This window comes from Burkholderia sp. LAS2, from assembly GCF_018417615.1.
GTDB classification, from domain to species: Bacteria; Pseudomonadota; Gammaproteobacteria; order Burkholderiales; family Burkholderiaceae; genus Burkholderia; species Burkholderia sola.
In genome coordinates this window covers 3,848,853-3,859,907 of record NZ_CP071052.1, presented here as the reverse complement: position 1 = coordinate 3,859,907, position 11,055 = coordinate 3,848,853, and the positions used below count along the sequence as shown (strand labels likewise).

The window sequence follows — 11,055 nt, the reverse complement described above, 5'->3', positions numbered from 1 at the left end:
AAAGGAGCGCCATGATCGACAGCGCGGACGGTTTCGAAACCGACGAAGCGAGCGGGGTGCCCATCGCGCAGCTACGGGACGTACGCGGCTTCTCGGCGCTGATGGATGCGATGGAGCGCGAACTGCGCGCCCGCCCACAACCCGCCGCATGCGGCAAGGTCCAGGAAGTGATCGGCACGCTCGTACGCGTATCGGGGCTCGATGCGACGCTCGGCGAGCTATGCGAGCTGCGCTCGCCCGAAGGCGCGTTGCTGCAGCGTGCCGAGGTGGTCGGCTTCTCGCGCGACGTCGCGCTGCTCTCGCCGTTCGGCCGGCTCGGCAGCGTGTCGCGGGCGACACGCGTGGTGGGACTCCGGCGTCCGCTTTCGCTGCGCATCGGCCCCCGCCTGCTCGGCCGCGTGATCGACAGCCTGGGCGAGCCGATCGACGGCAAGGGGCCGCTCGAATGCGACGAGTGGCAGCCCGTCATCGCCGATCCACCCGATCCGATGTCGCGGCCCGTCGTCGATACCCCGATGCCGACGGGCGTGCGCGTCGTCGACGGCATGATGACGCTGGCCGAGGGCCAGCGCATGGGCATCTTCGCGCCGGCCGGCGTCGGCAAGAGTACGTTGATGGGCATGTTCGCACGCGGGGCGCGCTGCGACGTCAACGTGATCGCGTTGATCGGGGAGCGCGGCCGCGAAGTGCGCGAATTCTGCGAGCACATTCTCGGGCCCGAGGGAATGGCCCGCTCGGTCGTCGTCTGCGCGACATCGGACCGCTCGTCGATCGAGCGCGCGAAGGCCGCTTATGCGGCAACGGCGGTGGCCGAATACTTCCGCGACCGCGGCATGCGTGTGCTGCTGATGATGGATTCGCTGACGCGCTTTGCGCGTGCGCAGCGCGAAATCGGCCTGGCGATGGGCGAGCCGCCGACGCGGCGCGGCTTTCCACCGTCGATCTTCGCGGAGCTGCCGCGGCTGCTGGAGCGCGCGGGCCGCTCGGAGCATGGTTCGATCACCGCCCTTTATACCGTGCTGGCCGAGGACGAATCGGGCGGCGACCCGATCGCCGAGGAAGTACGGGGCATTCTCGACGGCCACATGATTCTTTCGCGCGAGATTGCGGCACAGAACCGCTATCCGGCGATCGACGTGCTCGGCAGTCTTTCTCGCGTGATGACGCAGGTGGTGCCGCGCGAGCACGTGGCGGCGGCGGGGCACGTGCGCCGGCTGATGGCCAAGCACAAGGAGGTCGAATTGCTGCTGCAGGTGGGCGAGTATCAGAGCGGCACCGATGCGCTTGCCGACGAAGCCATCGCGAAGATCGACGCGATTCGGGATTTCCTCGGCCAACCGACCGATCTGCTCGTCGACCCGAACGACACGCTCGCGGCCCTCGGCGAGATCGTGCAGTCCTGATGCCGGAGGCAAGCGATGAAAGACCGCCGCGTTGCCGCGTTCGAGCGCGTGCTGTCGCGCCGCCGCCAGCTCGATCGCAAGCTCAATGCGGCGCTCGGCGGCTTGCGCGGCGAGCTGCAGGCGCTCATCGACGCGTTGGAGGAAAGCCGCGCGGCGGTGCGCGCGCATGCGGCCGGGCTCGCCGCGCACGACGGCAAGATCGACGCGATGCTGGGCAGCGTTTCCTTCCGGGCGGACGCGTATCTGAAGCTGCGCGAATTCCGCTCGCACGCGGCCGAGCAGCACGCGATGCTCGAGGCCCGGGCGGCGCAGGCCGGGCAGGCGCTGGCGGCGAAGGAGGCGCAGATCGGTGCGCTGCGCACGGAGATCCTGCGCAACCGTGCCCGCATCGACATCTACGAGAAGCGGCGCGACACGCTCGTCAAGGCGATCGAGCTCGCGATCGAGGACGCGCAGGACGAGGAAACATCGGAGAGCCGCCGGCCCAGCCCGGCGTTTTGAAGCGGCGAGCGCGCCCGCAAGCCGCGCATCCATTGAACGACAGGCGACTGAAATGAGCGAGATTACCTTCGCATCGATCGAATCGAGCCATCAACTGGTCAGGTTTCTGATCGTGCTGGGCCTTTGCAGCGAACGATTGATGGTCCTGATGATGATTTTTCCGCCGACGTCCGACAACGTCGTGCAAGGCCGCGTGCGCACCGCGCTGGCGCTGCTGTGGGGCAGCTTCATCGCCTACGGGCAACGCGGCCTGCTCGAGCAAGGGGATGCGACGATGCTCGTGGGCATCGGGTTGAAGGAGGCGCTGATCGGCGTCGGTCTGGGCTTCGCGGCGTCGACGGTGTTCTGGGCCGCCGAGAGCGTCGGCACGTACGTCGACGATCTGACCGGTTTCAATCAACTGCAGATGCAGAACCCGAGCCAGGGGCAGCAGACGTCGCTGACTTCCACGCTCCTGAGCCAGTTCGCGATCGCGGCGTTCTGGTGTCTGGGCGGCATGACGTTCCTCCTCGGCGCGATCTACGAATCGTATACCTGGTGGCCGCTGGCGAACCTCATGCCGGCCGGGGGATCGGTACTCGAATCGTTCGTGCTGCTGAAGACCGACTCGCTGATGGAAACGGTGGCGAAGCTGGCCACGCCGATGATGCTGATGCTGCTGCTGATCGATATCGGCTTCGGCTTTACCGGGAAGGTGTCGCAAAAGCTCGATCTGCCGTCGCTGGCGCAGCCCGTGAAAGGCGCGCTCACGATCCTGATGCTCGCGCTGATGGCGGCGATTTTCATCGATCAGGTACGCGATCAGCTGTCGCTCGTGGGCATCGCGGCCGAGGCGAGGGCGCTCGCGGGCGGCAAGTGAAACGCGCCGAATGCGCGAGCGAGCGCAAGTATGCGTTCGACGATGGCGATTGACGGAAAAGGCCGGGAGAAGAACATGATCGAGACGTTGAGCGACAACGCGATCGTTACGGGGATGATGGACGTGCTGTGGGCCGGTGCGGCGCTGGATACGTTTTCGGACGTTCAGGACCTGCTCGATGCGATGGCGGTGCTGCGTCCCGGGAACGGCGAAATGCGCGAGGTGCTGGCCTGGTGGCATGTGCGGGCACGCGCGTGGGGCGAGGCGCTGAGCGAATTGCGCCGGGTCGAGCGCGATGGCGCGCTGTCGTCGCGCGGCATGGCGCTCGCGGCCGTATGTCTTTACGCGCTTGGCGATGCATCGTGGCGTACCTATGCCTACGCGGCGGCGTACCGATCCGACGACCCGATGGCGACGCGCACCGCCCAGGCGCTGCTCGCCGCGCCCGCGATCGGGCGCGGATAGCCGTCCGCAAGCTCCCAGCGCCGTGTTCGGCCGCCTTCCCGCCGAAAGAACGGGAGAGCGCGCAACATCGCCGCCGCTCATATCACGCGGATTCACCCGCCCCCGCTGGATCGTAGAACAGCGCAAACAGTTCCGACTGCGACCCGACACCGAGCTTTGCATAGATGTGCTTCTTGTGTGCGCGCACGGTCTCGAACGAGATCGACAGTTTTTCCCCGATCGCCCGCGTGGAGAAGCCGCTCAACGACAGCATCGCCACTTCGGTTTCACGCGTCGTCAATGCGCCGCGTCCGCTCTTTCCGGTCAGCATGCCGAAGCGCGTGTGCGGATCGGGCGCTTCGGGTTGCCTCGCGCGCGGCGTTTCGTTCACGACGAACGTTTCGAAGCGCAGGCGCTGCTGCATCAACGACAGCACCCAGGGTGTGTAAAGCGTAAGCAATGCGATCTCGCGCTCGTCGTATTTGCTCGTCTTGCCGAGCGAGAAGCCCAGCGTGTGATCGCGATCGATCACGACGTTGAAATGCACTTCGTCACCGACGATGTTCTTCTTGAAGTACCGCTGGTAATACTCGGTCATCCGGAAGTTGTCCGGCGCGACGTCGGCGAGCGTGTAGAAGCCCGACGCCTGCGTTTCGAACGCGGCGAGATAGAACGGATCGAGCTGGTAGAGCGCGGCCAGATAGTCCTGGAACATCAGGTCGATCTTGCCGTCCGGCATCGCCTGTTCGGCAAGCACGAGCGGCGCCGCATCGCGCGCGAAGCGCAGCGCGACCCAGTTGTCGAAATCGAGATGCCGCTCGAGTACGCGCGTGAGACGCGCCCAGAAATGCGGGCCGTCGAGGGCGTCGATGGCCGAGCCAATCTCCCGATGAAAAGCGAGATCTCGCCATTCGAGGTCCATCGTGTGCTCCGGTGAGGGTAACCCTGGCGGGGAATTTCAGGTCAAAAATAATAACCCGATAATCGGCCTCGATTCGACGGGCGGCGGGCCGTTCGCCGCTTCGCTCGACGCGCGTCGCATGACTCGTGCAACGCATACGACATGCCACTGAAAGGCAATTGGAAGGAGAGGGCTTCATGCAGGTAGAACTCGCGCAACTGTCGCTCGTCGACGGAGACGTCGTGCACAACACGCGCAAGGTGATCGACACGATCGAGCGCGCCGACGTGGCCGGCGGCACGAAACTGATCGTGTTCCCCGAAACGACGCTGTCGGGTTTCCCGACGCGGGAGAACGTCGCCGACGTCGCCGAGACGCTCGACGGCCCGCGGCTGGTGGCGGTACGCGATGCGGCACGTCGCAAGGGCGTTGCCGTCGCGGTGGGCCTCGCGGAGCGCGACGGCGAACGGTTCTACAACACGACGGTACTCGTCGACGAGCGGGGCGACATCGTCCTGCGCTATCGCAAGACCCATCTGTGGGCGTCGGATGTCGGCGTATTCACGCCGGGCGACCGCTTCGCGACCTGCGTCTGGAACGACCTGACGGTCGGCCTGCTGATCTGCTACGACATCGAATTCCCCGAGACGGCGCGCGCGGTCGCCGCGCTCGACGCCGATCTGCTGATCGTCACCAACGGCAACATGGACCCGTTCGGGCCCGTCCATCACCGCGCGATCGCGGCACGTGCGATGGAGAACCAGATGTTCGCGGTGATGGTGAATCGCTGCGGGCCCGGCGACGACGATCTGACGTTCGCCGGCCTGTCCACGCTGGTCGATCCGTTTGGCGAGAGCACGATCGAACTCGGCCGGGACGAAGCCGTCGCACCGGCGAGCCTCGATCCGACTCGCCTCGAAGCAAGTCGCGAGCATTACAGCTATCTGCACGACGCACGCGTGGCGCTCGGTCTGTCGCCTGTCGAACAGGTTGACGGGAGTCGCGTGCTCACGATCGACGCGGGCCGTCACCGCACCGAGTAGCCCGAATCCCCGGTCCATCCGATGCATGGAGCAGGGCGCGATGCCCGCACATGCCCGGTCGTCCCATTGACATGCCGGAAATGCCTGCCGCACGGCACCCAGGCACTCGCATCGGCCCCAGAGGGGCCCAGGAGATCACATGCAAGCGTCGTCATCCAGTGAACCCGTCCGCCTGAAGCGCACGCTCGGCCTGCCGTCCGTGCTGCTGTTCGGTCTCGCCTATATGGCGCCGCTGATCGTCTACGGTACCTACGGCGTGCTCGCCAAGGCCAGCGACGATACGGCCGCGCTCGCCTATCTGCTCGCGCTGATCGCCATCGCATTCACCGCGCTCAGCTACGGCAAGCTCGCGCGGCTCTATCCGGCCGCCGGCTCGGCCTACACGTACACGCGCAGGACGTTCAACCCGCACCTGGGCTTCATGATCGGCTGGGCGACGCTGCTCGATTATTTCTTCCTGCCGATGGTGATCTGGCTGATCGGTGCGGCGTACCTGAACGCGGCATTTCCGCACGTGCCGACCTGGATCTGGATCGTCGCGTTCATCGTGCTGACGAGCGGATTGAACATCGTCGGCATCGAACTGGCCGCGCGCTTCAATATCGTGCTGATGGTCGTGCAACTGGCGATCGTCGCGATGTTCGTCGTGCTGTGCTGGCACTATGCGTCGGCTGCGGCGGGCCCGGGCGGCATCGCGATGGCGGAGCCGTTCTTCAGGCCGCACGTGCCGTTCGGCGCGACGATGGCAGGCGCCGCGATCGCCGCGTATTCGTATCTCGGCTTCGACGCCGTCTCGACGTTGACCGAGGAAACGATCGATCCGAAAAAGAACATGCCGCGTGCGATCCTGCTGATTGCGCTGATCGGCGGCGCGATTTTCGTGATCGCGGCGTATACGATGCAGCTCGCGCATCCCGGCGTCGAATTCAAGGATACGGATTCGGCCGCGTTCGAAGTCGCGAAGATGATCGGCGGCGACCTGTTCGTCACCGTGTTCCTCGCGGGCCTGATCCTCGCGCAGTTCGCATCGGGCATCTCCGCGCAAGCGAGCGTCGGGCGGCTGCTGTATGCGATGGGCCGCGACGAAATCCTGCCGAAGCGCATCTTCGGGTTCATTCATCCGCGCTTCAAGACGCCCGCGATCAATATCGCCCTCGCCGGCGTCGTCGGATTGATCGCGCTGAAGCTGGATGTCGCCACGTCGACGTCGTTCATCAACTTCGGCGCGTTCCTCGCCTTTACTGCCGTCAATCTTTGCGTGATCCGGCTGTATCTGTCGGACCATCACGGTGAGCGCAGGATCGGGGTATTCGGCGGCCTCGTGTTTCCGTTGATCGGCGCGGTGTCCGATATCTGGCTGCTCGTGAGCCTCGAGAAGACGGCGCTCGTGCTCGGCGTCGCATGGTTCGTGCTCGGGCTCGTGTATCTGTGCTGGATGACGCGGCTGTTTCGCCAGGCGCCGCCGGAAGTGGCGATTTGAACGACCGATCAGTGACGACGTGATCCGGAAGCTGGACGGGCGCACCCAATAACCTGCGGCAGGTTGCGCGACCCGGCCGCACGTGGCGGCCGCGGCCGCCGAAACTTGATCGGGAAAAGCACCAGAAGCTTGCGGAATTTCTTCCGGTTATAGTGGAATCGCTGAAGGTAGACGCGGCGCTGATTGCCGATACCGTTCAGGTAACGACCGTAGACGGGTGCTGTATGAAAAACATAATCGACAAGACCGCCGGACCGATCTGGGGCGTGGCAGCAGGATTGCTTCTTGCTGGTGCGGGATTGAGCTTGGGTATTTTCCCGGCGGCGCTGCGCAGCTCGGGCAGCGCAAACGACTTCATGGCGTCCGGCGTCGCGATGCTGGGCATCTTCCTCGTCGTCTATTCCACGCACGAACTGCGAAGAAAGCGCTCGCACTGAGCGTTCGCGCCCCGCTGATCGCGACACGCGACTCGAGCCGGCCGACGGCGCCGGGCGGGCGCTACGCGTTGCGGATTTCGTGGTTGTAGACGAGTTCGACGATTCGCTTCGTCGGAATACTCGCGCGCAGACGGTCGACGCTGTCGATCGGAAACCACTTGCATTTCTCGATCTCGTTGCTCGCTTGCGGCGTCTGGTCCGGCCCGACTTCCGCGAAGAACACGTGATGGATCTTCGCGAGTCCGGTGAACTGCATCGAGTACACCAGATCCTGGCCGGTCATGCCGGTTTCCTCGCCCAATTCGCGATGCGCGGCTTCGAGCGGGGTTTCCCCGCGCTTGATCGTGCCGCCGGGAAGGGCCCAGCGCGACGCCGCGCGCGTGACGAGCAACACGCGCGCATCGCGATAGCAGACGACGGTCGCGCGTTCCTTGATCGGAACGGCAGTCGTTTCGGGGGTTTGGTCGGGCGCGAGGGTTTGGGGCATGCGGTGATTCTAACCAGCCGAAATCGATCGGCCAAGGCGCCCTGACCGGGTTTGACGATTGATTGCCGTTACTTCCTTTCCGGCAGGAACCAGTTCATCACGAGCGCGCAGATGCCGCCCGTCGCCACGCCCGATTCCAGCACGTTCTTCAGCGCATGCGGCAGGCTGTTGAGGATGTCCGGCACCTGCGACACGCCGAGGCCGAGCGCGAGCGACACCGCGATGATCAGCAGCGCGCGGCGATCGAGGTGCACGCCCGCGAGGATGTTGATGCCCGACGCGGCCACGGCGCCGAACATCACCATCGCCGCACCGCCGAGCACGGGCTCGGGCACGGCCTGCAGCACGCCGGCGACGACCGGGAACAGGCCGAGCACGACGAGCATCGCCGCGATCCAGATGCCGACGTGACGGCTCGCGACGCCGGTGATCTGGATCACGCCGTTGTTCTGCGCGAATACCGAGCTCGGGAACGTGTTGAACACGCCGGCCAGCAGCGAGTTCGCACCGTTGACGAGCACGCCGCCCTTGATCCGCTGCATCCACACCGGCCCTTCGACCGGCTCGTTCGAGATCTTGCTGGTGGCCGTCACGTCGCCGATCGCCTCGAGCGACGTGACGAGGTAGATGATCAGCATCGGCACGAACAGCGCCCACGAGAAGCCGATGCCGAAATGCAGCGGCGTCGGCACCTGGAACAGCGCGGCCTGGTGCATGCCGGTGAAGTCGAGGCGGCCGAGGAACGCGGCCGCGAGGTAGCCGATCGCGAGCGCGATGACGAGCGCGGTGCTGCGCACCCAGACGACCGGCACGCGGTTCAGCAGGATGATCGTGCCGAGCACGAGGCCCGACAGCGTCAGGTTCTCGGCGCTCGCAAAGGTGCCCTTGGCCATCGCGCCGTAGCCGCCGCCCATGCTGATCAGGCCGACCTTGATCAGCGTGAGGCCGATCAGCAGCACGACGATACCGGTGACGAGCGGCGTGATCAGGCGCTTCACGAACGGCAGGATGCGCGACACGCCCATCTCGATGAACGACCCGGCGATCACGACGCCGAAGATCGCGGCCATCACGGTCTCGACCGGCGTGCCCTGCTTGACCATCAGGCTGCCGCCGGCGATCAGCGGGCCGACGAAGTTGAAGCTGGTGCCCTGGACGATCAGCAGGCCGGCGCCGAGCGGGCCGAAGCGCTTGCACTGGACGAAGGTCGCGATGCCGGAAATCACCAGCGACATCGACACGATCAGGGTCGTATCGCGGCTGGACACGCCGAGCGCCTGGCAGATCAGCAGGCCGGGCGTGACGATCGGCACGATGATCGCCAGCAGGTGCTGCAGCGCGGCGACGAACGCGACCATCGGCGCCGGCCGGTCGTTCGGGCCGTAGACGAGGTCGCGGGCCGCGTCTGCGGCGTCGGCGCCGTGGGAGGCGGATGGGGCGGAGGAGGCGGGTTGCATGGCGAGCGGGCGGGCAAGGTGGAAAGTGCGGCATTTTAGCCGAAGGGGCTGGCGGCGCCGCCCGGCCGGGCCGCGGTAGTGGGGCGTCGGCGGTGCGTTGCCGGCCGCGCGGCTGGCCGGCAAGCACGCCCGCAAACCCACGTCAGCCGGCCGCGCGGGCTCCCTTGCCGCGCGCCGTCGTGCGTGGCGGACGGGAATCCGGATACGCGCGCTGGCACACGGCGATGACCGTGTCGCGCAGACGGCGATGGACGGGGTCGCCGTGCATGCGCGGATGCCACAGCGCCGACACGAGGATCGCCGGCAGGCGGACCGGGACCTCGAAGCTGCGCAGCCCGAGCGCTTCGGTGAGCCCGGGCGAGCACGCGTTGCCGAGGCTCGAGCGCGGCACCAGCGCGATCAGGTCGGTGCTGGCCGCGACACGCATCGCGTCGGGGTAGCCCGGCACGACGACGTGCACCGCAGGGTCCGGGCCGTCATGGCCGGTCGAGTCGTCGGCCGGCCCGCCGAAATCGCCGAGTTGGGCCGCCATCACGTGGCGGCAGGCGGCATAGCGCGCGGCCGTGATCCGGGCCGACGCGAACAGCGGATGCCCGGCGCGCGCCACCGCGACGTGCCAGTCGTGAAAGAGCATGCGCGTATGCAGCTCGGGCGCGTCGTCGCCGCGCTTGCCGATCTCGAGGTCGACGGTGCCGTCGCGCAGCGCCTGCGGATCGCGGTCGCGCTTCGGGACGAAGCCGATCCGTACGTGCGGTGCGACGTCGGCCAGTGCGGCGACGACCGGGCCGGCCAGCATTTCCATGAACGATGCGGCCGCGCGAACGGTGAACGTAGCCGTGAGCGTTGCAAGATCGACGTCGGCCGTCGCCGGCCGGAGCACGGCGCGCGCGTCGCGCGCGACCGCATGGACACGGTCGCGCAGCGCGGCGGCATGAGGCGTCGGCACGAGCTTGCGCCCGGCGCGCACGAGCAATTGATCGCCGGTGGCGAGGCGCAGCCGCGTGAGCGTGCGGCTCATCGCGGACGTGCTCAGGCCCAGCCGGCGTGCGGCGCCGGTCACGCTGCTCTCCGACAGCAGCACGTCGAGCGCGGTGACGAGGTTCAGGTCGATGTCTTCCATGCGGACAGGATACGCTTTTGCGCCGATAACATGGCGTTGAGTGCAACTATCGATTGCATTGGGTGCGTCTGGCGCCTGTCATGGTGCGCGCCTATAGTGGGCGCATGACGAAACACTGCAAAGGCGAAAAACCATGCAATCGACTGAATCGAATCGACGAAATACCTCCGCGATCCTCCTCGTCGCGGCGTCGCGCGGCCTCGGACTGGCAATGGCGGAGGCATTCCTGAACAAGGGCTGGAACGTGACGGGCACCGTGCGCGAAGGATCGGGGCGCACCAAGCTGCACGACCTGGCCGACCGGTTCGACGGCCGGCTCGAGATCGGCACGCTCGACATCTGCGAGCCCGCGCAACTGGCCGCGCTGCGCGAGCGCCTGTCCGGCCGGCGCTTCGACATGCTGTTCGTGAATGCGGGCACGACCAACGATCCGAATGAAACGATCGGCGAAGTGACGACCGACGAATTCGTGCGCGTGATGATCACGAATGCGCTGGCGCCGATGCGCGCGATCGAGACGCTGCAGGATCTCGTGACCGACGACGGGCTGATCGGCGCGATGTCGTCGGGGCAGGGCAGCGTCGCGAACAACGTCAGCGGGATGCGCGAGGTGTATCGCGGCAGCAAGGCCGCGCTGAACCAGTTCATGCGCAGCTTCGCGGCGCGTCAGGCCGATACGCGCCGCGCGCTGGCGCTGATGGCGCCCGGCTGGGTCCGCACCGAACTCGGCGGGCCCGACGCGCGCCTGACCATCGACGAGAGCGTGCCGAGCCTCGTCGACGTGCTGCTGGCGAAGCGGGCGCGGCCCGGGCTCGAGTATCTCGACTATCTGGGGCGGACGGTGCCGTGGTAGCCGGGGCGGCGGCGCAAGCGCGCGGCGGCCGGCCCGGTTCCGGCTCGGCGTGAACGTGCGGCGCGATTCG

Annotated in this window: 12 protein-coding genes; 8 read left to right on the top strand and 4 right to left on the bottom strand. The window is 66.7% G+C overall.

Annotation, left to right across the window (positions count from 1 at the left end; genetic code table 11):
* Positions 1–11: 11 nt before the first annotated feature.
* The 4 genes from sctN to JYG37_RS17750 all read left to right on the top strand — a co-directional run bounded on the left by sctN (position 12) and on the right by JYG37_RS17750 (position 3,228).
* Positions 12–1,403, top strand: coding sequence for a type III secretion system ATPase SctN (sctN, locus tag JYG37_RS17765; RefSeq protein WP_080334121.1), 1,392 nt, complete (start codon positions 12–14; stop codon positions 1,401–1,403).
* 15 nt (positions 1,404–1,418) lie between these two features.
* Positions 1,419–1,904 (top strand): type III secretion system protein, encoded by a 486-nt coding sequence (locus tag JYG37_RS17760; protein ID WP_050011150.1) that lies wholly within the window; start codon positions 1,419–1,421, stop codon positions 1,902–1,904.
* Positions 1,905–1,956: 52 nt separating this feature from the next.
* A complete protein-coding gene (sctT, locus tag JYG37_RS17755) occupies positions 1,957–2,763 on the top strand; it encodes a type III secretion system export apparatus subunit SctT (RefSeq protein WP_050011149.1) in 807 nt (268 codons plus the stop codon).
* Positions 2,764–2,838: 75 nt separating this feature from the next.
* A complete protein-coding gene (locus tag JYG37_RS17750) occupies positions 2,839–3,228 on the top strand; it encodes an HrpB1 family type III secretion system apparatus protein (RefSeq protein WP_050011378.1) in 390 nt (129 codons plus the stop codon).
* Between the two features lie 82 nt (positions 3,229–3,310).
* On the opposite strand, the gene JYG37_RS17745 is transcribed toward JYG37_RS17750, so the two are convergent.
* Complete coding sequence (locus tag JYG37_RS17745) at positions 3,311–4,129, bottom strand: response regulator transcription factor (protein ID WP_124554053.1); 819 nt, start codon at positions 4,127–4,129, stop codon at positions 3,311–3,313.
* Between the two features lie 176 nt (positions 4,130–4,305).
* Here JYG37_RS17745 and JYG37_RS17740 point away from each other — a divergent pair, with 176 nt between their 5' ends.
* The 3 genes from JYG37_RS17740 (at position 4,306) to JYG37_RS17730 (ending at position 7,068) form a co-directional block, all read left to right on the top strand.
* Entirely contained in the window at positions 4,306–5,151 is an 846-nt protein-coding gene (locus tag JYG37_RS17740; protein ID WP_176015389.1) for a carbon-nitrogen hydrolase family protein, read from the top strand.
* A gap of 139 nt (positions 5,152–5,290) precedes the next feature.
* Entirely contained in the window at positions 5,291–6,631 is a 1,341-nt protein-coding gene (locus JYG37_RS17735) for an APC family permease (protein WP_124630475.1), read from the top strand.
* Between the two features lie 224 nt (positions 6,632–6,855).
* Positions 6,856–7,068 carry a hypothetical protein gene (locus tag JYG37_RS17730; RefSeq protein ID WP_050011377.1) on the top strand — a complete coding sequence of 71 codons (213 nt, stop codon included), beginning with the start codon at positions 6,856–6,858 and terminating at the stop codon, positions 7,066–7,068.
* A 61-nt stretch (positions 7,069–7,129) separates the two neighbouring features.
* Here the strand turns inward: JYG37_RS17730 and JYG37_RS17725 are convergent, their stop codons facing one another.
* The 3 genes from JYG37_RS17725 to JYG37_RS17715 form a co-directional block, all read right to left on the bottom strand.
* On the bottom strand, positions 7,130–7,555 hold the full coding sequence (locus tag JYG37_RS17725; protein ID WP_050011145.1) for an NUDIX hydrolase: 426 nt from the start codon (positions 7,553–7,555) through the stop codon (positions 7,130–7,132).
* Between the two features lie 68 nt (positions 7,556–7,623).
* Positions 7,624–9,012 carry a nucleobase:cation symporter-2 family protein gene (locus tag JYG37_RS17720; protein WP_124679727.1) on the bottom strand — a complete coding sequence of 463 codons (1,389 nt, stop codon included), beginning with the start codon at positions 9,010–9,012 and terminating at the stop codon, positions 7,624–7,626.
* A gap of 142 nt (positions 9,013–9,154) precedes the next feature.
* Complete coding sequence (locus JYG37_RS17715) at positions 9,155–10,132, bottom strand: LysR family transcriptional regulator (RefSeq protein ID WP_213345676.1); 978 nt, start codon at positions 10,130–10,132, stop codon at positions 9,155–9,157.
* Between the two features lie 133 nt (positions 10,133–10,265).
* On the opposite strand from JYG37_RS17715, the gene JYG37_RS17710 reads away from it, so the two are divergent.
* Positions 10,266–10,985: an SDR family oxidoreductase gene (locus JYG37_RS17710; RefSeq protein ID WP_050011142.1), complete on the top strand. Its 720-nt coding sequence runs from the start codon at positions 10,266–10,268 to the stop codon at positions 10,983–10,985.
* The last annotated feature ends 70 nt before the right edge of the window (positions 10,986–11,055 follow it).

Bases quoted from the DNA above. Each gene is read 5' to 3' on its own strand.
- JYG37_RS17745 (WP_124554053.1), bottom strand. From the start codon at position 4,129: ATGGACCTCGAATGGCGAGATCTCGCTTTTCATCGGGAGATTGGCTCG.
- sctT (WP_050011149.1), top strand. From the start codon at position 1,957: ATGAGCGAGATTACCTTCGCATCGATCGAATCGAGCCATCAACTGGTC.
- JYG37_RS17735 (WP_124630475.1), top strand. From the start codon at position 5,291: ATGCAAGCGTCGTCATCCAGTGAACCCGTCCGCCTGAAGCGCACGCTC.
- JYG37_RS17725 (WP_050011145.1), bottom strand. From the start codon at position 7,555: ATGCCCCAAACCCTCGCGCCCGACCAAACCCCCGAAACGACTGCCGTT.
- sctN (WP_080334121.1), top strand. From the start codon at position 12: ATGATCGACAGCGCGGACGGTTTCGAAACCGACGAAGCGAGCGGGGTG.
- JYG37_RS17740 (WP_176015389.1), top strand. From the start codon at position 4,306: ATGCAGGTAGAACTCGCGCAACTGTCGCTCGTCGACGGAGACGTCGTG.
- JYG37_RS17710 (WP_050011142.1), top strand. From the start codon at position 10,266: ATGCAATCGACTGAATCGAATCGACGAAATACCTCCGCGATCCTCCTC.
- JYG37_RS17730 (WP_050011377.1), top strand. From the start codon at position 6,856: ATGAAAAACATAATCGACAAGACCGCCGGACCGATCTGGGGCGTGGCA.
- JYG37_RS17760 (WP_050011150.1), top strand. From the start codon at position 1,419: ATGAAAGACCGCCGCGTTGCCGCGTTCGAGCGCGTGCTGTCGCGCCGC.
- JYG37_RS17715 (WP_213345676.1), bottom strand. From the start codon at position 10,132: ATGGAAGACATCGACCTGAACCTCGTCACCGCGCTCGACGTGCTGCTG.
- JYG37_RS17750 (WP_050011378.1), top strand. From the start codon at position 2,839: ATGATCGAGACGTTGAGCGACAACGCGATCGTTACGGGGATGATGGAC.
- JYG37_RS17720 (WP_124679727.1), bottom strand. From the start codon at position 9,012: ATGCAACCCGCCTCCTCCGCCCCATCCGCCTCCCACGGCGCCGACGCC.